The sequence below is a fragment of the Cryobacterium sp. PAMC25264 genome (assembly GCF_019443325.1).
Taxonomy (GTDB): Bacteria; Actinomycetota; Actinomycetes; order Actinomycetales; family Microbacteriaceae; genus Cryobacterium.
Window position 1 is genome coordinate 3,888,924 of sequence record NZ_CP080383.1, and the last position, 24,782, is coordinate 3,913,705.

Consider the following 24,782-nt stretch of genomic DNA (forward strand, 5'->3'; position numbering starts at 1 on the left):
AACCGTGGCGGCTCACTCCGGCGGCGGTTCAATGGTGTGCCCGGCGTGCTCCCGGTCGATGATCGCGCGGAGCCGCGCCAGCGGCGCCTTGGGCGTGCGGGACTCGTCGACCAGTCCGTTGGTCTCCTGCAGCGTGTCGGTCAGTTGCGTGTAACAGAAGCCCGCCAGAACCGTGCTCGCCTCCACGGCGGCGAACAGGTTGTCGAGCCGTGCGAGGAAATCATCCGTCGTCGTGGCGGTGGAGTAGCCCCAGCCGGCCGCGTCGGCGTGCTCGTCGGTGCCGTCGGCGGTGCGGTGCCCGGCACAGGAGATGCCGCCGAACTCGGTGAGCATCACGGGCGGGCCCGACGCCTCCGTGCCCGACACCTCGGTTGTCGGGTCGGCGCCCGGCCCCGCCTGGCCCGGCAGCACGAGGCGTCGCCCGGCCGGCCCGGGCCCGGCGACCAGGCGAGCTACGGCCGCGGCGTCGTGATAGCGGGCGTGCAGGGTGGCGCCGTCGTCGGCGTAGTCGTGCACCGTGAGGATGTCGGAGCCCACGTGCTCCCAGCCATCGTTGGACACGACCGGACGGGACGGATCGAGCGCCCGGGTGAGCTCCGCCAGGGACCGGGCGAAGGCGGCCTGGGCCGGATCCCGGGCGATCTGTGGCACACCCCAGCTCTCGTTCACCGGCACCCAGGTGACGATCGACGGATGCGAGTGGTCCCGCTCCAGCGCCGCCGTCCACTCCGAGAGCGTGCGCCGCATGGCCGTTCTGCTGAACTCGAATGCGCCGGGCGCCTCGCCCCAGATGAGGAGGCCCAGCCGGTCGGCCCAGTACAGGAACCGAGGATCCTCGATCTTCTGATGCACCCGGGCGGCCGTGAAACCGAGCTGTTTGATCAGCTCCACCTCGTGCCGGAGGGCCGCCGGCGCCGGACTGGCCAGGTGCGACTCGGGCCAGTAGCCCTGCTGCAGTACCGAGCGCACGAAATAGGGGTGCCCGTTCAATAGGAAACGGCCCTGGCCGACCCCGGCGGAACGGAGGCCCAGGTAGGAGTGCACCTCGTCCAGGGTCTGGTCATCTGCGCTGAGCGTCACGGTGGCGTCCAGCAGCCGAGGCTCCTCCGGGCTCCAGTACAACTCGTGAGCGGCCTGGCCATTCCCTTGGGCGGGCAGGGTGAGGATGCTGGTGCAGGAGCTGTCCGAAACAGTGTGGCTGGCCTCCATCACCGGTTCGCCCTCGAAGCTCAGGGCATAACTGAGCCTGCTGCCGGCCGGCGGGCGGCGGCTGAGGTCGACCCGCACCGTGACGGTGCCGGCCACCAGGTCCGGTGTCCAGTGCAGCACAATCACGCTGGTGCGGCCGGTCACCTCCAGCCAGACGGGCTGCCAGATGCCGCTGGTGCGGTGGTACCAGATGGAGTGCGGGTCGAGCCGCCAGTCCTGCTTGCCGCGCGGTTGGGCGGCGTCGAGTGGATCGTCGGCCGCGCGCACGACCACGGTGTGTTCTGGTGCAGTGTGGTCGGCAGCGGCGAGGTGGAGCACATCCGTGATGTCGAACGAGAACGGGGTCTGCCCGCCCTGGTGTTCACCGACGAACCGGCCGTCGATCCACACCCTGGCCCGGTAGTCCACGGCGCCGAAATGCAGGTGCACCCGCTGCCCGGCACCCGTCGACGCGTCGAGGCCGGCCGCACGCAGCGCCGCACCCCCGAACCGGCGCGAGTACCAGACCACGGGGTGGAACCCGGTGTCGTGGATGCCCGAGGCCGCCGATTCGAACGGGAAGGGGACCTGGATGGTGTGCGCGAAACCCGACTCGGCGTACCATCGGGCGGCCTCGCCAGAATCACTGTCGTCGAAGGCGAAGTCCCATGCGCCGGCCAGCTCGTGCCAGTGTGGGCGCACGAGCTGGGGCCGGGGGTAGTCACCGTTCTGACGGCTGGCCCGGAAACCCGGCGTGTCACCCTCTCGGCCGCTGGTCATTCCTCCATCATGCCGGAAGGTCCTGGACCGAGGCTAGGCTCCGACGGGGAGCTCTCCGTCGGAGGAATTCAGCTTCTCGAGGAGCCGGGCGAACTCGTGAAGCTCGTCCTGCGGCCAGGCTGCCAGCCTGGCGTGCAGAAAGCTCTTGTCGCCGTCGGGCACCTCGTTCATGCGCTGCATGGCGAGCGGGGTGGCCGCGAGGAACCTGGCGCGCCCGTCGGCCGGGTCGGCCGTGAGCTCGAGCAGACCGAGATCCTGCAGCAGGCGGGCCTGCCGGCTGATCACGCTGCGGTCCACATCGAGTGACTCGGCCAGAGCGCTGGCGTGCGTGGGGCCGCAGCGCCGCAGCAGCCGCAGGATCTTGAGGCCGAAGGGTTGCAGAGCCGGGTCGAGGCGAGTGGCCGCCTCGCGAATGGCGCCGCGCACGTAGGCCGCCAGCTCCATCATCTGCTCCTCCACCGCGGCCAGCGCCTCGGCGACGTCGGCCGCGGGGCCGCGTCGCCGGGGGCACCGGTGACCGAGGGGAGTTCGCGGTGGTCGATCATGACCATCACACTAGCGACCTGTGCCGTGCTGTCCGAGCGTCTCGTCTGCGCCTGGCTGCACGCGAATCGAGCCCGTCGGGTGGGCCAGGCCCACCGGGGTCAGGCCGGCGGATGCCGCGCCCACCTCGATGAGGATGTCTTCGGCGTCTTCCAGCTCGCGCAGGTCGGCGTCTTCGAGGCTCTCGACAGCGGCGCTGTCCGTTTCGGTGCGGTCCGTTCCGGTGCCGGTCGCTCCGGCGGCGGTCGGTGCTGACGAGTCGATCTCGGCCTTGGCCTTGGCCAGCGAGATCGCATTCTGGGTGCCGAGCGAGGCGTTGGGCATCAGGCTCACCATCAGGAGGGTGATGAGGGCCAGCGGAACACCGAGCAGGAACACGGTGCCGACGCCCGAGCCGTAGGCGGACTCGACCACGACGCGGATCGCACCGGGCAGGTCGCTGATGTGGGGGATGGCGCCGGAGCCCAGCGTCTGCACGGCGACGGCCTGGTCGGCCGGGGCGAGGTCCGCGATGCCGTCCTTGATGTGCTGAGACACGAGAGTGCCCAGCACCGATCCGAGCACGGAGACGCCCACGGTGCCGCCGAGGCTGCGGAAGAACGTGACGGCGCTCGTGGCCACGCCGAGGTTCTGCACCTCGATCGAGTTCTGCACCACGAGAACGAGGTTCTGCATGAGCATGCCCAGGCCCGCGCCGAGGATGGCCATGAAGATGCCCACCAGTACCAGGTTGGTGTCGTACTGCAGGGTGCCGAGGAGCAGCAGGCCGGCGACCACGAGCACGGCGCCGGAGACCATGATGGCCTTCCACTTACCGGTGCGGCTGATCACGGTGCCGAACAGGGTCGAGGCGATGAGCAGGCCACCCATCATCGGGATGGTCAGCAGGCCGGACTGGGTGGGCGTGGCGCCACGGGCCAGCTGCATGTACTGGCTGAGGAACACCGAGGTGCCGAACATCGACACACCCACCGAGATGCTGGCGATCGTGGCCAGGGTGAAGGTGCGGTTCTTGAACAGGGTGAGCGGGATGATGGGCTCGGGTACCTTGAACTCCACGATCACGGCCGCGATGAGCAGCAGGGCGGCGGCGGCGACCATGATGAACGAGGTGACGGATGCCCACTCGAAGTCGTTGCCGGCCAGGGTGACCCAGATCATCAGCAGCGACACGCCGCCGGCGATGAGTGCAGCGCCCAGGTAGTCGATCTTCACCACGCGCTTGACGCGGGCGGGGAGGTGCAGTGTGCGCTGCAGCAGCACGATCGCCACGATGGCGATGGGCAGGGCGATGAAGAAGTTCCAGCGCCAGCCGAACGCATCCGTCACGACGCCGCCGAGCAGCGGACCGCCGACGGTGCCGAGGGCCATGACGCCGCCGAAGAGGCCGGCGTACTTGCCACGGTCACGCGGGCTGATGATATCGGCCATGATGATCTGGCTGAGTGCGGCGAGTCCACCGGCGCCGAGGCCCTGCAGCACGCGGAAGCCGATGAGCGTGCCGGTGTCCTGCGAGAAGCCGGCCAGGGCCGAGCCGATCACGAACGTGGCCAGGGCCAGCTGGATGAGCAGCTTGCGGTTGAAGAGGTCGGCGAACTTGCCCCAGATGGGCGTGGAAACCGTGGTGGCCAGCAGGGTGGCGGTAATGACCCAGGTGTAGGCGGACTGGTCGCCCTTGAGGTCGGAGATGATGATCGGCAGCGAGGTGCTGACCACGGTTCCGGCCAGGATCGAGACGAACATGCCCAGGAGCAGACCGGAAAGTGCTTCCAGCACCTGGCGCTTGGACATCGAACCGTCGGCCGAGATGGCACGTTTCGGTGTGGGGGTGGGGCGTGAACGGCGAGGCATGAATCTCCATAGATCTAATTGACAGATGTCAACTATAAATACATAGTGGACTTCTGTCAACTAGTTTGAACAATTTGTCGGACCGACGCCTCGATTTGCGCCGGGCGCCGCGCATCCCGTAGGGTGGGGAACAGCCAAAGACCGCCGGTTGTCGCTGCCCAGAAATGGAAAAGCGATCGAAGGTTCATTCACGTGAACGGCCCGCGCAGGTGTTCGAAGTTAGCCAGTCCAACTGGCCTCAGCTCCGGCGCTTGCGCTGGGGCTTTTTTCATGTCTGCGCCCCGGGCTACCGGCACATGAATATTTAGAGGAGCGCCATGGCGAACAAGGAAGCAACGGTCGCCGAGCTGCAGGACAAGTTCCAGAGCTCGACCGCCGTTCTGCTCACCGAGTACCGCGGTCTCACTGTTGCGAAGCTCAAGGAGCTGCGCACGTCCATCAGTGAGGACGCCACGTACGCCGTGGTAAAGAACACGCTGACCAAGATTGCGGCCAACAACGCCGGCATCACGTCTTTTGACGAGGAGCTCGTTGGCCCGTCCGCAATCGCTTTCGTGCACGGTGACCCTGTCGCCGTCGCAAAGAAGCTGCGTGCCTTTACCAAGGCAAACCCTCTCCTGGTTGTCAAGGGTGGTTACTTCGACGGTAACCCCCTGACCGCCGCAGAGGTAGGCAAGCTCGCCGACCTCGAGTCCCGTGAAGTTCTGCTCGGCAAGCTTGCCGGCGCCTTCAAGGCCTCGCTGTTCGGAGCCGCATATCTGTTCAACGCACCGCTGTCGAAGGCTGTTCGCACCATCGACGCGCTGCGTGAAAAGCAGGAGTCCGCGAACTAGGCATCTGCCTGTACCGCGGTGAGTAACTTTAGAAACTAATAGGAGAAAAATCATGGCAAAGCTTTCCACTGAAGAGCTGCTCGAGCAGTTCAAGGGCCTCACCCTCATCGAGCTCTCCGAGTTCGTCAAGGCATTCGAGGAGACCTTCGAGGTCACCGCCGCTGCCCCCGTCGCCGTCGCCGGAGCCGCTGGCCCCGCCGCCGCTGCCGAAGAGGTCGAAGAGCAGAGCGCGTTCGACGTCATCCTCGACGCCGTTGGCGACAAGAAGATCCAGGTCATCAAGGTTGTGCGCGAGCTCACCAGCCTGGGCCTCGGCGAGGCCAAGGCCGTTGTCGATGGCGCGCCGAAGGCCGTCCTCGAGGGCGTTGCGAAGGAAGCTGCCGAGAAGGCAAAGGCTTCCCTCGAGGCCGCTGGCGCTACCGTCACCCTCAAGTAATCACGCCCCGCAAGGGGGTGTTACAACGGGCGTAACGGCATAGCCGCACACTCGCGAAACGGGCGTCGCATCCACACGGATGCGGCGCCCGTTTCCGTTCCCCTCCCCCTTCCGCGAACTGTGAGAAAAGCCCCAAAAATCGCGAGTTTTCGGGGCTTTACTCACGGTTCGCGGGGGAGGCGGGCTAGATATATAGCTTGGCTATGTATATAGTTGGCGGATGCCTGCTGATCTACATGCCATCCTCGGGGACCTGGTCTCCGTCAACCACCGTCTCACCCGGGTCGCAGCCCGCGCCGCCCGCGGCACCGAGTCACCCGCCCTCTGGCGCACGCTCAGCGTGTTGCTCACGAGCGGCCCCATCCGCCTCGGCGAACTGGCCGAGTTGAGCCGCGTCTCGCAGCCCACCGTCACCAAGCTCGTGGGAGGCCTGCTGGCCCGTGGCTGGATCGCGCGGACCAGCGACGCCGCCGACGCGCGCGTCAGCCTCATCGCGATCACCCCGGACGGCGAGGCTGCTCTGCTCAACTGGCGCACCGAGCTGGCCGCAGCCCTGCTGCCCTACTTCGCCGACCTTCCCGCAGCCGATGTCGACACGCTCGAGCGGGCCGTCGCCATTCTCCGCGATCGGGTCGAGGCAACCGAGCGCCAGGCGGCGCCTGGGCGCCTCGCTGCGACGGTGTCGGAGGTCGCCCGATGAGCCGCCGTTCGTCAGTCTCCACCCCGGCCTCGACTGCATCCGGTGCGTCGGCTTCAGCCGCGGGCGCTTTCCCCTCGACTGCCTTCACCGGAGCCGCTTCGGCCATCGGCTCGGGCGGCCACGGTTCCAGCGGCGGCGCCGCTGGTGCGAGCATCCTGCACCAGCCCAAGGCGGTCTGGGCTGTCGCCTTCGCCTGCGTGATCGCGTTCATGGGTATCGGCCTGGTCGACCCGATCCTGCCGGCCATCGCCGCCGACCTTGCCGCGACGCCGACCGAGACCGAGATGCTCTTCACGAGCTACTTGCTCATCACGGGTGTGGCCATGTTCTTCACCAGCTGGATCTCCAGCCGCATCGGCGCCAAGCGCACCCTGTTGATCGGCCTGGCCCTGATCGTGGTCTTCGCCGTCGCTGCCGGCCTCTCCCAGGACGTCGAGTCGATCATCGGCTTCCGCGCCGGCTGGGGGCTGGGCAATGCCCTGTTCATCTCCACCGCGTTGGCCACCATTGTGGGCGCCGCGGCCGGCGGCACCTCCTCCGCGATCATCCTCTATGAGGCCGCGCTGGGCCTGGGCATCGCCATCGGCCCGCTGCTGGGCGGACTGCTGGGCAGCATCAGCTGGCGCGGACCGTTCTTCGGCAGTGCCACCCTCATGGCCGTCGGCTTCATCGCCATCGTCGTGCTGCTCAAGACCGAAGGCCCGCGGCCCGTGCCCACTCGCCTGTCCGCCTCGTTCCGGGCGCTCGCCCGGCCTGGCCTGGGCATCCTCGCCGGCGCCGCCCTGTTCTACAACATCGGCTTCTTCGTGCTGTTGGCCTACACGCCGTTCGCCCTGGTTCCGCTGGGCCTGGGCAGCGCCGTCAGCCTCGGCCTGGTCTTCTTCGGCTGGGGACTCTCGCTCGCCATCACCTCGGTGTGGGTCGCCCCGCTGCTCACTCGCCGGATGCGCCGCAGCCGGGTGCTCTGGCTCGTGCTGCCCCTGCTCGCCCTCGACCTGGTCGCGGCCGGACTGCTGATCGGCTCGGCCGTGGGCCTGGTGCTCTGCGTGATCGTGGGTGGTCTGCTGCTCGGTGTGCTCAACACCGTGCTGACCGAGAGCGTGATGGAGGCCACCGACCTGCCCCGCAGCGTGGCGTCCTCGGCGTACTCCGGGGTCCGGTTCCTCGGCGGCGCGATCGCACCCCCTGCGGCCACCCTGCTGGCCGACGGGTTCACCTCGGCTACACCGTTCTTCGCCGCGGGCGCATCCGTTCTGCTGGCCCTGCTCGTGATCGTGCTGGGCCGGCACCACCTGGCCCGCGCCGACGGCGGCGTCGAGAATGCCCTCGAAGAGGCCGAGGCCATCGGCGCCGGCGACAGCTGACCGCCGCCGGCGACAGCCGGTGTGCTGGTGGCCAAGATGTGCATTCGTGGCGCAGGTGTGACCTCGTGGCGCAGGTTACGCGGCCGCTTCACCTGCGCCGCGACACTTTTCCTGCGCCGCGAGCTCTTCCCTGCGCCGCGAGCCACTTCCTCGCCACGAAGCAGCCGTGGCGTGGCGGGGGCGAAACGCGCGTAGTGGTCGGAGCGTGCGTTAGTGCTCGCGGCGTGCGGTAGTGCTCGCAGCGTGCGCTATTCGCCCGAATAACCCACGCCGCGAGCATTTTCCCACGCTGCGAGCACGTTCCCACGCTGCGAGCACGTTCCCGCGCCGCGAGCACTGTCCCGCGCCGCGAGCACTGTCCCGCGCTGCGAGCACGTTCCCACGCCGCGACCGTCAGTGCCGGCGGTGGTCCTGGATGGTCATCTTGGGGCCGTGGCGGGGTTTCCTGTAGCCGCTGCCGAGAATGAGCCGCACCACCCGTTGCCGGTGGCCGAGGAAGGGCTCGAGCAGTTCGAGCATGCCATCGTCGTCAACGGGGGAGCCGGTGAGCGCCCAGCCCACCTGGGCGGCGAGGTGGTAGTCGCCCACGCTCACGGCATCCGGGTCGCCGTGCGAGCGCTGGGTGACTTCAGCGGCGGTCCACCGACCGACGCCCGGCAGGGACTGCAGCCGGCGCCCGGCGGTGACGGCGTCGACCGGGCGGTCGAGGGATGCCGCGACGGCGGCGACCGTGACGGCCGTGCGCGAGCGCCTCGGGTCGACGCCGGCGCGGTGCCAGTCCCACGACGGCACGAGCCGCCAGCGCTCGGGTCCAGGCGAGACCATCATGCCCGTTGGGGCCGGTCCCGGAGCAGGTTCGCCGTGCTGCCGGATGAGCCGGTACCAGGCTCGATGCGCCTCCAGTACCGTGACCTTCTGCTCGATGATCGCCGGGATGAGGGACTCGAACACGAGCCCAGAGCTGCCCAGCCACACGCCGGGCGCCCGGCGGCGCACCTCCGCGATGGCCGGATGCGCGCCGAGGTCGAGGCCGCTCCAGTCGTCCTTTGCGCCGAGTAGGGCCGGCACCTGGTCGATGCACCACTCCGCGCCCGGCCCCCACGCCCTGGCATCGATGACGCCACCGCCACCCTGCCGGAGCAGCAGGGTCGCCGGGCCCGACGGGGTGCGCTGGGTGCGCCAGATGCCGGCGTCATCGGTGCGGCAGGTGGGGTCACCGCGTCCACGGTAGTGCGGGGCCATCGTGGCGGCCAGGTCCACGGGGCGCGCGGGCGCGTACAGCGTGGCCGCGGCTTCCGCGGGGCGGTCGCGCTCTGGCGCATCCGCGTGCTCGATGGTGTGGTCGGGAATCATCCCCCCGAGGCTAACCCGAGGCGGCGACACTGCGCACGCGGTCGTGCATCCGGTCAGCGCGGCGCGCTCGTGCTGGAGCGCATCACCAGGTTCGTCGGCACCCGGGTCAGCTGCGCCGTGCCAACGGTCGACGGCTGTTCGAGTGCGCTGAGCAGCCAGTCGACGGCCATCCGGGCCTGGTTGCGCGGATGCTGTTCGATAGTGGTGAGCCGGAACATCTCGGCATACGGGTGCCCGTCGATGCCGATCACCGAGAGCTCGGTGGGGATCTGGATTCCCAGTTCCCTGGCGGCGATGATGAGCCCGACGGCGATCTCGTCGCTCGCGGCGAACACGGCCGTCGGCCGGCGGCGCGGGTCGCCGAACAGGGCGAGTCCCGCCTCGTATCCGCCCGGAACCGTGAAAGCGCAGGCGGAGAATCCGTCGTCGGTCGAGTGGCCGGCGGCCCGCATGGCCGCATTGAAGCCGGTCAGCCGCTTGGTGTGCACGGCGAAGTCCATCTGGTCGATCTGGTCGCCGCCGACGTGGCGGATGTCGGTATGCCCGAGGCTGAGCAGGTGTTCCGTAGCCAGGCGTGCGGTGGCGACATCGTCGATGGCGATGGTGTGCACGCCCGGGATCTCGCCGCCGATACCCACCAGCGGGCGGCCGAGGCGGTGCAGCTGAGTCACCTCGTCGTCACTGAGCTCGACGCCCACCGAGATGACGCCGTCGAACCGCTTGCGGGCGAGGAAGAAATCGAAGACCCGTTCCCGCTCGACGGAGTGCGTGGGCAGGTTGTAGAGCGTCATGTCGTAGCCCTGGGCGAGCAGCGACTGCTCGAGGCTCTCCAGGATCTCGGAGAAGAACCAGCGGCTGATGAACGGGATGATCACCCCCACGCTCTGCGTACGACCGGTGACGAGGCTCGCGGCGTTGGGGGAGGCGACGTAGCCGATGAGGGCCGCGGCGGCGACGACCTTCTGCCGGGTTTCGTCCGAGACGTAGCCCCGGCCGCTGAGGGCGCGGGACGCCGTGGCCTTGGCAACTCCCGCGAGGCGCGCGACATCGGCTATTGCGCTCATCTCAGCCTCCGTCCTTGGAAACGCTAGTGCACACCCTAGCGGTTCCCTCCTGCCAGTGGAACCGGTTCCATAAAGTCGGGACCGGAGCGTGATGCTCGTCTGCGCGATTTACCGTGAGAGCGCGATCTTTGCCAATCCGTAATCATTTTGGGCTTGTGGCGAAGCAGTCAGTGCCGTACTTTGTGGTGTGGAACCGGTTCCTTATGCAACCGTTTCCAGATGTGTCACCCAGAGCACCTGCAGTACACATTCGGTCGGTTCGGAGAAGCCGGAGCGACCACAAGCAACACTCAACGAGGAGGATTTGCATGAGCGTGAAACAGCATCGCCGGCTTTTCGTCCCGGTCGCTGCAGCTGCAGTGATGGGACTGGCCCTGACCGGCTGTACCGGCGACATCGCCGCACAGGACGCGGCCGACACCGACTGCTCCGCCTACACCGACTACGGAACCTTCGAGGGCAACCCCGAGGTCAGCATCGGTGGAACCATTCAGGACGTCGAGGCCGACCGCCTCGTGCAGTCCTGGGCCGACTTCCAGGCCTGCACCGGTATCACCGTGAACTACACCGGCACCAAGGAGTTCGAGGCGCAGATCGCCGTTCTCGCCGAGGGTGGCAGCGCGCCGGACATCGGGATCATCCCGCAGCCGGGCCTGTTCAACAAGCTCGCCGACGCCGGCTTCCTCAAGCCCGCACCCGAGGCCGTCGAGGCCAACGTTGACAAATGGTGGTCGACGGACTGGAAGGGCTACGGCACCGCGTCCGACGGCACCTTCTACGCCGCACCGCTGATGGCCAGCGTCAAGGGCTACGTCTGGTACTCGCCGTCGATGTTCAAGGAGAAGGGATACGAAATCCCCACCTCGCTCGACGAGATGATGACCCTCACCGCCAAGATCGCCGCAGACGGCACAGTGCCGTGGTGTGCCGGTGTCGGATCGGGTGACGCTACGGGTTGGCCGGGAACGGACTGGGTTGAGGACTACGTCCTCCGCCAGGCCGGAGCGGACACCTACGACAAGTGGGTCAAGCACGAGATCCCGTTCAACGACCCAGCCATCGTCACCGCGTTCAACTCGGTCGGCGACATCCTGAAGAACCCGGAGTACGTCAACGGCGGACTCGGCGACGTGTCCTCGATCATCTCCACGGAGTTCGGCGACGCCGGCCTTCCGATCCTTGACGGCACCTGCGCCCTGCACCACCAGGCCTCGTTCTACGAGGGCTTCTGGAAGAAGGCCGACGGTTCCGCCGTCACGGTCGCGCCCGACGGCGACGTCTACGCGTTCCTGCTGCCGCCCGCCGAGGCCGGCGGAGAGCAGGCCGTCACCGGTGGTGGCGAGCTGGTCAGCGCGTTCAACGAGAGCGACGAGATCACCGCAGTGCTCAGCTACCTCTCCAGTGACACCTGGGCGAACAACCGCGTCGAGCTGGGCGGCGTCATCAGCGCCAACACCGGCCTGGACGCCTCGCTCGCATCCAGCGACATCCTGAAGCAGAGCGTCGAGATCCTGCAGAACCCGAACACGGTCTTCCGTTTCGACGGCTCTGACCTGATGCCGGGTGCCGTGGGCACCGACTCCTTCTGGAAGGGCATCGTGAACTGGCTCAGTGGCGACGACACCCAGAAGGTTGTCGACACCATCGAGTCCAGCTGGCCGAAGAGCTAGCACCAGCGTGACCGGGTGGGTCCGCCGTGAGGCGGACCCACCCGCATACCTCCCACTCTTCGCAGCTTCTTCCTCGACACCATAGAAGGGTCCGGCCAATGACGACCGCGGATCTACTCGGCAAGATAATTCAGGTGGTGGCAGCTCTCGCCGCCTTCTCGCTCGTCATCGGGCTCATCCTCTTTCTGATCGACAAAGCGCCCAAACGTGGGCGCGACTACTGGCAACTCGCCTTCTTTCTGCTTCCGGCCCTGATCCTGCTGGCGGTGGGGCTGATTTACCCGGCCTTCCGCACGTCGCTGCTGGCCTTCAGCAATAGCAAGGGAGACTGGGTCGGCGGCGAGAACTTCGTCTGGATGTTCACCCAGCCGGCCGCTCTGGTCACCCTGGGCAACACCGTGATCTGGGTCGTCGTGGTTCCGATCCTCTCCACCGCGATCGGCCTGGCGTACGCCATGTTCATCGACAAGTCCCGCGGTGAAAAGTACTTCAAGGCCCTGGTGTTCATGCCCATGGCCATCTCCTTCGTGGGCGCCGGCATCATCTGGCGGTTCGTCTACGACTACAAGTCGGGCGGCAACGCCCAGATCGGGCTGCTCAACCAGATCCTGGTCTGGTTCGGCGCCGAACCCGTGCAGTGGTTGCAGACCTCGCCCATCAACACCTTCCTGTTGATCGTCGTGATGATCTGGATCCAGACCGGTTTCGCCATGGTCATCTGCTCCGCCGCGATCAAGGGCGTGCCCACCGAGCAGATCGAGGCCGCTCAGCTCGACGGCACCAACCCCTGGCAGCGGTTCACCAACGTGACGCTGCCGGGCATCCGTGGCTCGCTGGTCGTGGTCATCACCACGATCTCGATCGCCACCCTCAAGGTGTTCGACATCGTGCGCACCATGACCGCCGGTAACTTCAACACCAGCGTCATTGCCAACGAGATGTACACCCAGGCCTTCCGGGCCGGCGAGCAGGGCCGTGGCGCCGCGCTCGCGATCGTGTTGTTCCTCCTGGTGCTGCCGATCGTCATCTACAACGTACGAATCCTGCGTCAGCAGAGGGAGATCCGATGAGCGACAACGTAGTCGACCTGCCCATCCCGGGTGCCACCACGTCGAAGGCGAACACGACCGCCGAGGTTGTCGGCAAGTCCGAGCGGGTCAAGCGCCGGCTCACCTCGCGCACCGCAACGGTGGTGGCCCTCGTCATCGCCGTGCTGTGGACCCTGCCCACCTTCGGCCTGTTCATCTCGTCGTTCCGTCCGGCCGGGCTGATCAGCACCACCGGTTGGTGGACGATCTTCCAAAACCCCGGCTTCACCCTGGACAACTACAAGGAGGTGCTGTTCAGCACCTCGCAGTCGTCGCCGCAGCTGGGTGCCTACTTCGTCAACTCGCTGGCTATCGCGATCCCGGCCACCCTGTTCCCGCTCGTGATCGCCGCGATGGCCGCGTACGCCTTCGCTTGGATCAAGTTCAAGTGGAGCGGCGCCCTCTTCGTGTTGATCTTCGCCCTGCAGATCGTGCCGCTGCAGCTGGCCCTGATCCCGCTGCTGCAGATGTTCACCCAGTTCCTGCGCCCCGGCCAAGCCTGGGTGCACGACCTGATCCCGATGATCCCCGAGCAGGGCTACCTGCCGGTCTGGATCGCGCACACGATCTTCGCGCTGCCACTGGCGATCTTCCTGCTGCACAACTTCATCTCCGAGATCCCCGGCGAGGTCATCGAGGCGGCGCGAGTGGATGGCGCCACCCACGGCCAGGTCTTCTTCCGCATCGTGCTGCCGCTGGCCGTTCCGGCGCTGGCGTCCTTCGCGATCTTCCAGTTCCTCTGGGTCTGGAACGACCTGCTCGTAGCGCTGATCTTCTCCGGCGGCACACAAGACGTGGCGCCGCTCACCCAGAGGCTGGCGGAGCTCACCGGTACCAGAGGACAGGACTGGCAGAGGCTGACGGCAGCGGCGTTCGTGTCGCTCGTGGTGCCGCTGATCGTGTTCTTCAGCCTGCAGCGCTACTTCGTGCGCGGCCTGCTGGCGGGCTCGACCAAGGGATAGACCCCTGGCCAGGCCAGAGGTTATGCTCTGAGTCACCTTCCAGACGTGGCTGATGCCGGCACTGGCATCACCGCGACGGACCGACCCCGAGTCTTCGGGGTCGGTCCGCTGACTTAGAGTGAAGCAATGAGCGGAATGCACGGCGGGGGAGCACGCCCCGCAGAACAATTCCGGGGGCGCCGCACTCGCGTCAGCGGCGACGACCCGCAGGCACAGAAGGCTGAGAACGCCGAAGCGCCCGTGATCCCGAACCTGTTTGGACGCATCCGGGCCCTGTTCGCGCCGCACGGCCGCAAGCTCACCGTCACGGTGATCCTGGTGTTGCTCTCCGCCGGCCTGTCGGTGCTGCCGCCGTTGCTAATCCAGCGGGCGTTCGACCAGGGCCTCTTCCCCGAATCCGGCGGACCCGACCTGCAGCGGTTGACCGTGCTCGTGGTCCTCATGATCGCCGCGTACGTGACCACGGCCCTGCTGGGGGTCTGGCAGACCTGGCTCACCGCCACGGTGGGTAACTCGGTGATGGGCGAGCTGCGGGTGCGGCTGTTCAGCCACCTGCAGGCGATGGAGCTCAGCTTCTTCACCCGCACCAAGACCGGCGTGATCCAGTCCAGGCTGCAGAACGACGTCGGCGGGGTGGCCGGCGTGCTCACCAACACGGTTTCCAGCGTGCTCGGCAACGCCGTCACCGTGATCGCGGCGTTCGTGGCCATGCTCCTGCTCAACTGGCAGCTGGCGATCGTCGCGGTGATCCTGATGCCGATCCTGGTGTTCGCTCAGCGCCGGGTCGGCCAGGTGCGCGCCCGCATCGCGTCGAAGACGCAGGAGTCGCTCTCCGACATGACCGCGATCACGCAGGAGACCCTGAGCGTGTCGGGCATCCTGTTGTCCAAGAGCTTCACCCGGCAGAATGCCGAGATCGCGCGGTACTCGCACGAGAACGACAATCAGGTGCGGCTGCAGGTCAGCCAGCAGATGAGCGGCCAGTGGTTCTTCGCCATGGTCAGCATCTTCCTGTCCAGCATCCCGGCCATCGTCTACCTGGTGGCCGGGTTACTGCTCACCAACGGCGCCACCGACATCACCGCGGGCACCGTCGTGGCATTCACCACCGTGCAGGCGCGGCTGCTCTTTCCCCTGCTCGGCCTCATGCGCGTGGCCCTGGACCTGCAGACCTCCAGCGCGCTCTTCGCGCGCATCTTCCAGTACCTCGACCTCACCCCGGCCATCAGTGACGCCCCGGACGCCAAGCCGGTGCCCGCGGTGACCGGGCGGGTGCAGTTCGACGCCGTGACCTTCGCGTACCCGGATGCGTCCGCCGAATCGAGACCGACCCTTGATGCGGTCTCCTTCACGATCGAGCCCGGCGCGTTCGCCGCCTTCGTGGGGCCCAGCGGGGCGGGCAAGACCACGGTCTCGTACCTGATCCCACGGTTCTACGAGGCCACCGGGGGCCGGGTGTTGTTCTCCGGCGTGGACGTGCGCGACCTGGAGCAGGAATCCCTCGTCTCCCACATCGGCATCGTCAGCCAGGAGACCTACCTCTTCCACGCCACCATCGCCGAGAACCTGCGGTATGCCAAACCCGACGCGACGGATGCCGAACTCGAGACGGCGGCGCGGGCCGCGAATATCCACGACACCATCGCGTCGTTCCCGGACGGGTACGACACTGTCGTCGGCGAACGCGGCTACCGGCTCTCCGGCGGCGAGAAGCAGCGGGTCGCGATCGCCCGGGTGCTGCTCAAGGACCCGGAAGTGCTGATCCTTGACGAGGCCACGAGCGCCCTCGACGCGATCTCGGAGCGCGTCGTGCAGGCCGCCCTGGACACCGCGTCCCGCGGACGCACCACCATCGCCATCGCGCACCGCCTGTCGACCATCGTGACAGCCGACGTGATCTTCGTGGTTGACGCGGGCCGGGTGGTCGAGTCGGGCACCCATCAGGAGTTGCTCGCCGCCGGCGGCACCTACGCCGAGCTCTACGCCGAGCAGGCCCCCGAACGGCTTTCCGAACTGTGAGCTAAGCCCCGAAAAACCCGGGTTTGTGGGGCTTAAGTCACAGTTCGCGGGCGGCGAGCATGGACTCCATGAGGTTGATCTCGGACTCCTGGGAGACGATGACCGAGTTGGAGAAGCCGAGGATCGACGGGTTGTTGGCGCGGTCCTGCACGGCCTCGGCCATGTCGACGGCGCCCCTGTGGTGCGCGATCATCAGGGTGAGGAACATCCGCTCGGCGTTCGCACCTGTGGACGCGGTGAGGGCGGCGATCTGGTCGTCGGTGGCCAGTCCGGGCATCCGCTGCCCAGGGGTGTGCGCCCCGCCGGTGTGGCCGTGGCCTGAGTCGGAGCGGCCGGGTCGGGTCATCCAGGTCATCGACGGCTCGGGGCCGGCCTGGGTGAGGTTCCACTCGGTGAGCCAGCCGTAGAGCTGGCCGGCCTGCTGGGACTGGGTGAGGGCGATGTCGTAGGCGAGCCGGCGCACCTCCTCGTCGGCGGTGCGGTCACGGATGATCATGGCCAGCTCGGCCCCCTGCAGGTGGTGCACCTGCATATCGCGGGCGAATCCGGCCTCGGCACTCGTCGCGGTGGGAGCGGGGCTGTCGATCGCGCTCAAACGGCCCACGGAGTAGCCGACCAGCGCGACCATCGCGACCGCGATCGCGGCGGCGATGATCAGGGTGACGCGCCTGGCGCCGACGCTACGCCTTGCCGGGGCCATCGATACCGCCGGTGCACGGGGAACCGGGCTCCGGAACCGAGGTGCTCTGCCAGTACTCCTGGATGAAGGTCGGGATGCGCTCGTCGTCGACCGAGTCGACCGCCAGCTGTGTGTTCCAGCCGCTGAGCACGATGGGGGAGTCGAGTCCCTCGAACGGCGACAGGATCACATAGGTGGAGGGCAGCAGGCCGCGCAGCGTGGCCAGGTCGTCGTCGCTGAGCGAGGAGTCGTAGGTGATCCACAGAGCCCCGTGCTCCTGGGAGTGCACGGCGTTCTCCGACGGAACCTGCTCGGTGTACACGCCGCAGTTCAGCCAGGCCGGGTTGTGTTCGCCGCCGGCGGGCGGGGTCTGCGGGTAGGTCACGGCGGTCTGCACGTGGGCGGCCGTGTTCTGGAACGTCTGCACGCCCTCGATCTCGGCGCCCGTGCCACCGCCGGCGGTGTAGCTGGCGCTCTTGGGGGTGAGGACCACGGACGTGATGACCAGGCCCACCACGGCGACCACGGCCGTGATGCCCGCGATCAGGCCGATGCGCCGGTTGCGAGCAGTGCGCTTCTGCTCGCGGTGGTACTGCTCGAGCTTGGCGGACCGTTGCGCCGCGCGCTGAGCCTTGACGCCGGGCTTGGGGGTGGATGATCCGGCTGAGGAGCCGTTGGGCGGGGCAGGGGTCACGAGGGCCTCTTTCGGTTGCTGTTCTCTCATTCGAACGTATGGACCGCCGCCCGCGCTTCCCGAGTAGGGCATCTCACAGTTGGTTCACAGTCTGGTCGGGACTCCCGGGCGGCGACTAGAGTGAAACCGTGATCATCCTGACGTCGTGTCCCTGTTGCTGCTTTCGCTAGCCGACTCGCACACCCGTATTCACCGGTTTCAGACCGCCACCAGGCCAGCGGCCACGCCGGCATCGCTCCGCGCCACGTCACTCACGTTCGAAGGATCCCTTCATGAAAATCGCTGACACCATCCTCGACCTCATCGGCAACACGCCCCTGGTCAAGCTGCACAAGGTCACGACGGGCATCTCCGCCACCGTGCTCGTCAAACTCGAATACCTGAACCCCGGCGGGTCTGCGAAGGACCGCATCGCCACCCGCATCATCGACGCCGCCGAGCGTGACGGGCACCTGTTGCCCGGTGGCACCATCGTGGAGCCCACCTCCGGTAACACCGGGGTCGGCCTGGCCCTGGTGGCTCAGCAGCGCGGGTACAAGTGCATCTTCGTGCTGCCCGACAAGGTGGGCGAGGACAAGCGCAATGTGCTCACCGCGTACGGCGCCGAGATCGTCGTGACCCCGACATCCGTGGCGCCGGACGACCCGGAGTCCTACTACAGCGTCTCCGACCGGCTCGCCCGCGAGACCCCGGGCGCCTTCAAGCCCAACCAGTACTCCAACCCGAACGGTCCGCTCAGCCACTACGAGTCCACCGGACCCGAGATCTGGCGCGACACCGACGGTACCGTCACCCACTTCGTTGCCGGCGTGGGCACCGGTGGCACCATCACCGGCACCGGACGGTACCTTCGTGAGGTGTCGGACGACACCGTGCGCATCATCGGCGCCGACCCGGAGGGCTCGGTGTACTCCGGCGGCAGCGGCCGGCCCTACCTGGTCGAAGGTGTTGGCGAGGACTTCTGGCCGGGCGCATACGACCCGGCCGTTCCGCACGAGATCATCGCGGTCTCGGATGCCGACTCCTTCGCGATGACCCGCCGGCTCGCCCTCGAAGAGGGCATCCTGGTCGGTGGCTCCAGCGGCATGGCCGTCGTCGCGGCGCTCCGCGCGGCGAAGGACCTCCCCGCCGATGCCGTTGTGGTCGTGCTGCTGCCCGACGGCGGCCGCGGCTACCTGGGCAAGATCTTCAACGACGGCTGGATGCGCAGCTACGGCTTCTCCAACGCTCCCGCCGGTCACACCGTGGCCGACCTGCTGCGCTCGAAGACCGGCACCCTGCCGGCGTTCGTGTACGTGCACCCGAACGACACCGTGCGCGACGCGATCGAGACCATGACCTCCTCGAGTGTGTCCCAGGTGCTTGTCCTCGCGGCCAAGCCGCCTGTCGTGATGGGCGAGGTCGTCGGCTCCGTCGACGAACGCAGCCTGATGGCCCGGGTCTTCTCCGGGGAGTCGCAGCTCACCGACAAGGTGGGCTCGATCGTGGGTGACGCCTTGCCGTTGATCGGTGTGAACGAACCGGTGGGGTCGGCCCGGGCCGCGTTCGCCGAACACGACGCCCTCCTCGTCACCGACGGCGGCAAGCCGCTCGGTGTCATCACCCGGCACGACCTCCTGACCTACCTCAGCGTCTAGCTTCGTGCGGGTCCGTCCCGCCAGCCGAGCGTAGACATCCGACTTTCTTCGAAAAGAGACCCACCATGAGCCACTCCGTGAACCAGAAGTTCAGCACCATCGCCATCCACGCCGGCCAGGAATTCGACCCCACCACCGGAGCCGTCATCCCGCCGATCTACCAGACCTCCACCTACGTGCAGGACGGCATCGGGGGCCTCCGCGGCGGCTACGAGTACAGCCGCGGCGGCAACCCCACCCGCACCTCGCTCGAGACCATGCTCGCGGCGCTCGAGGGCGGCAAGCACGGCCTCTCGTTCGCCAGCGGCCTCGCCGCCGAAGACAGCCTGCTGCGCGCCGTGCTCGTGCCCGGCGACCACGTGGTGCTCGGCAACGACGTCTACGGCGGCACCCACCGGCTGATCAACCGGGTGCACGGCGCCTGGGGTGTGCGCAACACCACGGTGGAGATGAGCGACCTCGCCGCCGTCGAGGCCGCCATCATCCCCGGCGAGACCAAGATCCTCTGGGTGGAGACGCCCAGCAACCCGCTCATGAAGATCAGTGACATCGCCGGCCTGGTCGAGGTCGGCCACCGCCACGGTGTGGTCGTTGTCGTCGACAACACCTTCGCCTCGCCCGCCCTTCAGCAGCCGCTCGCATTCGGCGCCGACGTGGTCGTGCACTCCACCACCAAGTACCTCGGCGGTCACTCCGACGTGATCGGCGGCGGCCTCGTCATCAACGACGACGAGCTCGCCGAGAAGACCAAGTTCATCCAGTTCGCTGCCGGCCCCGTCTCGGCGCCCCTGGACGCCTGGCTCACCGTGCGCGGCATCAAAACCCTCGCGGTGCGGATGGAGCGGCACAGCAGCAACGCCCTGGCCATCGCCCGGTACCTGGAGACGCACCCCGCGATCGAGAAGGTCTACTACCCGGGCCTGGAGAGCCACCCCGGCCACGAGCTCGCCGCGTCGCAGATGAGCGCCTTCGGCGGGATGCTCTCGCTGGCGTTCCGCGGAGGCGAGCAGGCGGCCCGGCTCTTCGCCGAGTCGATGCACCTCTTCCAGCTGGCCGAATCCCTCGGCGGCGTCGAATCCCTGGTCAACTACCCGTCCGAGATGACCCACGCCTCGGTGCGCGGTACCGAACTTGAGGTGGCGACCAACATCGTGCGGCTGTCCGTCGGCATCGAGGACCTCGACGACCTGCTGGCCGACCTCGCGCAGGCTCTGCCTGCCAGCTGACCGGCCCTACATCGCGGCCCAACTGCAGCCGCGTCGGTCAAATGCACCCGGCACGCCGGGTGCATTTGACCGTTCGGGTAACAGTTAGGAATGGGATCGGCGCCCGCACCTACCGAGGGCTGCGCACCACCCGGGTGAGTCCGGCCGGCACCAGCACGGTACCGAGGACCTGCGTGTTTGTGATCAGCTCGGTGCCGGCGGCCTCGATGGCCTGGTCGGCATCCGTGTGGTTGATCAGGAACCTGAAATCGTCGGTTGCCGACGACCGGGTGATCGACTCCACACCGTCGACGCCGCGGGCCGCCTCGATACCGGCGCTGTTGAGTACGTCGAGCAGCAGGGAGTCGAGGTCGGCACCGTCGAGCTTCGTCGACACGTACCAGGCCGCACCCGCACCGAAGCTGTTGCGGGTGATCGCCGGGCCGCCGGAGGCAGGGCCGTCCACGTAGCGGGCCAGCACCTCGGCGCTGGAGACGACGATGTCGTCGGTCCAGGCCGTGCCGGTGCGTGAATCGCTCAGCGTGACAGTCTCCGTCTCGTGTAAGGGCAGGAATTCCGGGATGGTGAGGCCGAGGACCTCGCGGAGGGCTCCGGGGGCGGCGCCGGCGTAGACGGTGTCGTTCTCGTCGACGATGCCGGAGAAGTACGACACCAGGAGGGTCCCGCCGCCGCGAACGTAGCCGGTGATGTTCTCCGACGCGGCCGGCCCGGCGAGGTAGAGGCTCGGCGCAATCACGAGCGCGTACGAGTCGAGGTCCGCGGCGGGGTGCACGAAGTCAACCGTGACATTGCGCTTCCAGAGCGCGCTGTAGAACGCTTCGATGCGTTCACGGTGGCCCAATTCCACACTCGGTCGCCACTCGAAGTCCTGGGCCCAGAAGGACTCGGTGTCCCAGATCAGCGCCACCCGCGCGTGCACGCGGGACGAGCGCACATCGGCCAGCGCTCCCAGCGACTGCCCGAGGGCGACCACCTCGCGCCAGATCCGGGTGTCGGCGCCGGCGTGCGGCAGCATCGCCGAGTGGAACTTCTCGACCCCGAAGCGGGAGGCTCGGAACTGAAAGAACAGGATCCCGTCGGCGCCTCTGGCGAGGTGTGACAGTGAATTGCGGGCCAGCTCGCCTGCGCGCTTGGCGATGTTGCGCGGCTGCCAGTTGACGGCCCCGGTGGAGTGCTCCATCAGGATCCAGGGCGCCCCGCCGGCCAGCGACCGGGTCAGGTCGGCATCCATCGCCAGCAGGATGTGGTTGTCGGCACGCTCGGCGACCAGGTAGTGGTCGTTGGCGACGACGTCCACCTCCCTGCTCCACTTCCAGTAGTCGGCGGAGAGGCAGTTGGTGGCCATGAAGTTCGTGGTCACGGGGATGTCCGGGGTGAAGCGGCGGATGACGTCGCGCTCGTTGATGTAGCACTCGAGCAGCGCATCCGAGGTGAAGCGGTGGAAGTCCAGTCGCTGGGCCTGGTTGCTCACCGACGCGGACTGGCGGGGCGCATCGATCTCGTCCCATTCACCGTAGACCTGGCCCCAGAAGGTGGTGCCCCACTTCTCGTTGAGCACCTCGAGGGTGCCGTAACGGGCCTGCAGCCAGGCCCGGAAGGCCAAGACGGAGTGCTCGTCGTAGGAGTCACTGATCGGTGCGCCGTATTCGTTGTGTACGTGCCAGAGCACGAGCGCGGGGTGGTTCGCATACCGTCGGGCCAGCTGCTCCGTGATGGCCGCGGCGGCGCGGCGGTAGTCGGGGCTGGACGGGCTGACCATACCCCGGGAGCCGTTGCCCAGGGTGATGCCGTCCCGGGTGACCGGACGTGAATCCGGATACTTCTTCCAGAACCAGGCCGGCGGTGCGGCTGTGGGGGTCGCCAGATCAACGTCGATACCGGCCTCGTGCAGCAGGTCGATGATGTCATCGAGCTGGGTGAAGTTGTACTCGCCCTCGCGCGGTTCCAGGATGCCCCAGGCGAAGATGGCGACGCTGACCAGGTTGATGCCCGCCTCCTTCATCAGCTCGATGTCCTCGAGCCAGGTGGCCCGTGGCCACTGTTCCGGGTTGTAGTCGCCGCCGTAGCGGATGCCGGTCGCACCGTGCAGCAGGCGCTGCATGGCGGGGGAGCTGACGGGGGTGGGGGTATCGATCGGCATGGGCCTGGGGCTCCTTCTACTGTGTGCGCTCCCAGTTCTAGCACAGCAAATGCGCTAAGACCAGATGACATTCCCACGTTGACAACGCTGGAATTGTGTGAATTACTAGTACCGCTCCCAGCCGCTGGCGAAAATCACCGGCGATATTCCCGGGCGCCACTCACAGCACCAGCTTTCATCAAGGAGGACGAATGCGCACGTCAATTCGGGTCGGGGCCGTGGCCATGGCCACAGCGGCAACGCTGCTCATGTCAGGTTGTTCGGCGAACACGGGTGGCGGTGACGACGGGCCGGTTGAACTCAACTACTGGGCGTGGGCGCCGAACCTGGAGCAGGTCGTGGACATCTGGAACGAAGACAACCCCGACATCCAGGTGACCGTGCAGAAGCAGGATGGCGGCGACCCCGCGATCACCAAACTGCTCACGGCCATCAAGGCCGGCAGCGGTGCACCCGACCTGATCCAGGCGGAATACCAGAAGATCCCCACCCTGGTGTCCTCCGATGCGCTTGCGGACCTGAGCGAGTACGGCGCCGGCGACATTGAAGACTCCTTCGCCGACGGCGTGTGGGACTCCGTCACACTGGGCTCTGACGCCATCTACGCGATCCCGCAGGACAGCGGCCCCATGATGTTCTTCTACCGCGCCGACATCTTCGAACAGCTCGGCCTGAGCGTTCCGACCACCTGGGACGAGTACGCCGAGGTCGCGCGCGCCGTGCACGCCGCCGACCCCGCCACGTACCTCGGAACCTTCTCGTCCAACGACGCCGGCTGGTTCACCGGCATGGCCCAGCAGGCGGGTGCCTCCTGGTGGGGTATCGACGGCGAGTCCTGGAGCGTCGACATCGACAAGACGCCGACCGAAACCGTGGCCGGATATTGGGGCGGCCTCGTCGAAGAGGGCGCCATCGACAACAAGCCGATGTACACGCCGGAGTGGAACGCCGGGCTCAACAACGGCAACCAGGTCGGCTGGCTGAGCGCAGTCTGGGCCCCCGGCGTGCTCGGCGGCAACGCGGCCGACACGGCCGGGCTCTGGAAGGCGGCCCCCATGCCACAGTGGGACGCCGACGCACCCGCCACCGGCAACTGGGGTGGCTCGTCCACGGCAGTCACCACGCAGTCCACGCACCAGGAGGCGGCCACGAAGTTCGCGACTTGGTTGAACACCGACGCGGAGGCCGTTCAGGCACTCGTCACGACCTCGGGCATCTACCCGGCCGACGCCGCCCAGGCCAAGGCGGCCCTGACCGCGCCTCCGGAGTTCTTCTCCAACCAGCCTGACTTCTACGACGTCGCCGCCGACGTGGCCGCCACCGTGAGCCCGTTCACCTACGGGCCCAACGTGAACGTGGCCTACAGCGCCTACAACGACGAGTTCGCGAAGGCGGCCGACGCCAAGACCCAGAGCGCATTCCTGGATGCCGTCGCCGCGATGCAGAAGATCACGACCGACGACATGAAGAAGAGCGGCTTCACCGTCAAATAGCAGGGCACATAGCCCCGTATCCCCGGGTCCGCCGACGATCGTCGGCGGACCCGGACCCCCCCCATCCACGACCCCACGATTGAGGACAACTCGTGTCAGTGACAGAGGCCCCCGCGGCCGCCAGGACCAGCACGCCCCCGGTGCGTCGAGGCCGAGGCACCTTCCGATCCCGAGTGCTCGTGCCGTACGCGATGCTCGCCCCCGGTATCATCCTGTTCGTGGCCTTCATGGCCGCGCCCATCGTCTACACCCTGTTCCTGAGCTTCCAGAAGACCAAGGTCTCGGGGCTCGGGCTCGGCTCCGGTGCGCGCACCGCGGTCTTCGCCGGGATCGACAACTATGTGACCACGCTCACGAACACGGAGTTCGGGGCCAGCGTCGGCCGGGTGCTGCTCTACGGCTTCATCCTGATCCCGCTGATGCTGGGTCTGGCATTGCTCTTCGCACTGCTGCTGGACTCGCGCCGCACCCGCGCGGCCGGCTTCTCCCGCACCGCCATTTTCCTTCCCTACGCCGTCCCCGCCGTGATCAGCTCGCTGCTCTGGGGCTTCCTCTATCTGCCCGCGGTGAGCCCGTTCTACTTCGTGTTCGACAAGCTGGGCTGGGACGTGCCGTCCCTGCTCTCCGCCGGCGGCGTGACCTTCGCTATCGCCAACATCGCACTCTGGGGCGGTGTGGGCTTCAACATGATCGTCATGTACACCTCGCTCAAGTCGGTGCCCTCCGACATCTACGAGGCGGCCAAGCTGGATGGCGCGAGCGAGATCCAGATCGCGCTGCGCATCAAGATCCCGATCATCGCCCCGGCCATCGTGATGACCGCGCTGTTCTCCATGGTCGCCACGCTGCAGGTCTTCGCCGAGCCCACCACGCTCCGCCCGCTCACCAACTCCCTCTCCACAAGTTGGTCGCCGCTGATGTTGGTCTACCGGGATGCTTTCACCCGCGACGACATCTACTCCGCCGCCGCCACCTCGATCGTCATCGCCCTGGTGACCTTCGCCTTCTCGTTCCTGTTCCTGCGCGTCGTGCAGAAGCGTGCCTTCGGCCAGGAGGACTGAC

The 24,782-nt window shown here is 67.4% G+C and carries 20 protein-coding genes; 12 read left to right on the top strand and 8 right to left on the bottom strand.

Going from position 1 to position 24,782, the window contains the following annotated elements:
• Window positions 1-12: 12 nt before the first annotated feature.
• The 3 genes from KY500_RS18285 to KY500_RS18295 form a co-directional block, all read right to left on the bottom strand.
• Window positions 13-1,968, bottom strand: coding sequence for a glycoside hydrolase family 2 protein (locus KY500_RS18285; protein WP_219901725.1), 1,956 nt, complete (start codon window positions 1,966-1,968; stop codon window positions 13-15).
• Between the two features lie 33 nt (window positions 1,969-2,001).
• Window positions 2,002-2,415 carry a MarR family winged helix-turn-helix transcriptional regulator gene (locus KY500_RS18290; protein ID WP_219901726.1) on the bottom strand — a complete coding sequence of 138 codons (414 nt, stop codon included), beginning with the start codon at window positions 2,413-2,415 and terminating at the stop codon, window positions 2,002-2,004.
• A gap of 108 nt (window positions 2,416-2,523) precedes the next feature.
• A complete protein-coding gene (locus KY500_RS18295; RefSeq protein ID WP_370626848.1) occupies window positions 2,524-4,362 on the bottom strand; it encodes an MDR family MFS transporter in 1,839 nt (612 codons plus the stop codon).
• Between the two features lie 317 nt (window positions 4,363-4,679).
• Between KY500_RS18295 and rplJ the strand changes: the two genes are divergently transcribed.
• The 4 genes from rplJ (at window position 4,680) to KY500_RS18315 (ending at window position 7,695) form a co-directional block, all read left to right on the top strand.
• Window positions 4,680-5,195, top strand: coding sequence for a 50S ribosomal protein L10 (gene rplJ, locus KY500_RS18300; RefSeq protein WP_120338318.1), 516 nt, complete (start codon window positions 4,680-4,682; stop codon window positions 5,193-5,195).
• Between the two features lie 52 nt (window positions 5,196-5,247).
• Window positions 5,248-5,631 (top strand): 50S ribosomal protein L7/L12, encoded by a 384-nt coding sequence (gene rplL, locus KY500_RS18305; RefSeq protein WP_066592329.1) that lies wholly within the window; start codon window positions 5,248-5,250, stop codon window positions 5,629-5,631.
• Window positions 5,632-5,851: 220 nt separating this feature from the next.
• Window positions 5,852-6,331, top strand: a complete 480-nt coding sequence (locus tag KY500_RS18310; protein WP_219901727.1) for a MarR family winged helix-turn-helix transcriptional regulator — start codon at window positions 5,852-5,854, stop codon at window positions 6,329-6,331.
• Complete coding sequence (locus KY500_RS18315) at window positions 6,328-7,695, top strand: MFS transporter (RefSeq protein WP_219901728.1); 1,368 nt, start codon at window positions 6,328-6,330, stop codon at window positions 7,693-7,695. Before KY500_RS18310 ends, KY500_RS18315 begins: the two co-directional genes overlap by 4 nt.
• 393 nt (window positions 7,696-8,088) lie before the next feature.
• On the opposite strand, the gene KY500_RS18320 is transcribed toward KY500_RS18315, so the two are convergent.
• Complete coding sequence (locus KY500_RS18320) at window positions 8,089-9,048, bottom strand: DNA-3-methyladenine glycosylase (RefSeq protein WP_255579565.1); 960 nt, start codon at window positions 9,046-9,048, stop codon at window positions 8,089-8,091.
• Between the two features lie 53 nt (window positions 9,049-9,101).
• Window positions 9,102-10,112, bottom strand: coding sequence for a LacI family DNA-binding transcriptional regulator (locus KY500_RS18325; protein ID WP_219901729.1), 1,011 nt, complete (start codon window positions 10,110-10,112; stop codon window positions 9,102-9,104).
• A gap of 308 nt (window positions 10,113-10,420) precedes the next feature.
• Between KY500_RS18325 and KY500_RS18330 the strand changes: the two genes are divergently transcribed.
• The 4 genes from KY500_RS18330 to KY500_RS18345 all read left to right on the top strand — a co-directional run bounded on the left by KY500_RS18330 (window position 10,421) and on the right by KY500_RS18345 (window position 15,851).
• Window positions 10,421-11,782 (top strand): ABC transporter substrate-binding protein, encoded by a 1,362-nt coding sequence (locus KY500_RS18330; protein WP_219901730.1) that lies wholly within the window; start codon window positions 10,421-10,423, stop codon window positions 11,780-11,782.
• 98 nt (window positions 11,783-11,880) lie between these two features.
• Window positions 11,881-12,852, top strand: a complete 972-nt coding sequence (locus KY500_RS18335) for a carbohydrate ABC transporter permease (protein ID WP_219901731.1) — start codon at window positions 11,881-11,883, stop codon at window positions 12,850-12,852.
• Window positions 12,849-13,832: a carbohydrate ABC transporter permease gene (locus KY500_RS18340; RefSeq protein WP_066592350.1), complete on the top strand. Its 984-nt coding sequence runs from the start codon at window positions 12,849-12,851 to the stop codon at window positions 13,830-13,832. The genes KY500_RS18335 and KY500_RS18340 overlap by 4 nt, the downstream gene beginning before the upstream one ends.
• Window positions 13,833-13,958: 126 nt before the next feature.
• Window positions 13,959-15,851, top strand: a complete 1,893-nt coding sequence (locus KY500_RS18345; RefSeq protein ID WP_219901732.1) for an ABC transporter ATP-binding protein — start codon at window positions 13,959-13,961, stop codon at window positions 15,849-15,851.
• 37 nt (window positions 15,852-15,888) lie between these two features.
• Here the strand turns inward: KY500_RS18345 and KY500_RS18350 are convergent, their stop codons facing one another.
• Together KY500_RS18350 and KY500_RS18355 are read right to left on the bottom strand one after the other, a co-directional pair.
• Window positions 15,889-16,551, bottom strand: coding sequence for a DUF305 domain-containing protein (locus KY500_RS18350; RefSeq protein ID WP_219901733.1), 663 nt, complete (start codon window positions 16,549-16,551; stop codon window positions 15,889-15,891).
• Window positions 16,532-17,224 carry a DUF3105 domain-containing protein gene (locus tag KY500_RS18355; RefSeq protein ID WP_255579566.1) on the bottom strand — a complete coding sequence of 231 codons (693 nt, stop codon included), beginning with the start codon at window positions 17,222-17,224 and terminating at the stop codon, window positions 16,532-16,534. Before KY500_RS18355 ends, KY500_RS18350 begins: the two co-directional genes overlap by 20 nt.
• Window positions 17,225-17,496: 272 nt before the next feature.
• Between KY500_RS18355 and KY500_RS18360 the strand changes: the two genes are divergently transcribed.
• Window positions 17,497-18,861 (top strand): cystathionine beta-synthase, encoded by a 1,365-nt coding sequence (locus KY500_RS18360; RefSeq protein ID WP_219901735.1) that lies wholly within the window; start codon window positions 17,497-17,499, stop codon window positions 18,859-18,861.
• A gap of 65 nt (window positions 18,862-18,926) precedes the next feature.
• Window positions 18,927-20,087 (top strand): cystathionine gamma-synthase, encoded by a 1,161-nt coding sequence (locus KY500_RS18365; protein WP_219901736.1) that lies wholly within the window; start codon window positions 18,927-18,929, stop codon window positions 20,085-20,087.
• Window positions 20,088-20,196: 109 nt separating this feature from the next.
• Here KY500_RS18365 and KY500_RS18370 read toward each other — a convergent pair whose 3' ends face one another.
• The gene (locus tag KY500_RS18370) at window positions 20,197-22,227 is read right to left on the bottom strand and encodes a beta-galactosidase (protein WP_370626849.1); all 2,031 of its coding nucleotides are present in this window, start codon (window positions 22,225-22,227) and stop codon (window positions 20,197-20,199) included.
• 191 nt (window positions 22,228-22,418) lie between these two features.
• On the opposite strand from KY500_RS18370, the gene KY500_RS18375 reads away from it, so the two are divergent.
• Together KY500_RS18375 and KY500_RS18380 are read left to right on the top strand one after the other, a co-directional pair.
• Window positions 22,419-23,720 (top strand): ABC transporter substrate-binding protein, encoded by a 1,302-nt coding sequence (locus tag KY500_RS18375; RefSeq protein WP_219901737.1) that lies wholly within the window; start codon window positions 22,419-22,421, stop codon window positions 23,718-23,720.
• A 98-nt stretch (window positions 23,721-23,818) separates the two neighbouring features.
• Window positions 23,819-24,781, top strand: a complete 963-nt coding sequence (locus tag KY500_RS18380; protein WP_370626946.1) for a carbohydrate ABC transporter permease — start codon at window positions 23,819-23,821, stop codon at window positions 24,779-24,781.
• The last annotated feature ends 1 nt before the right edge of the window (window position 24,782 follow it).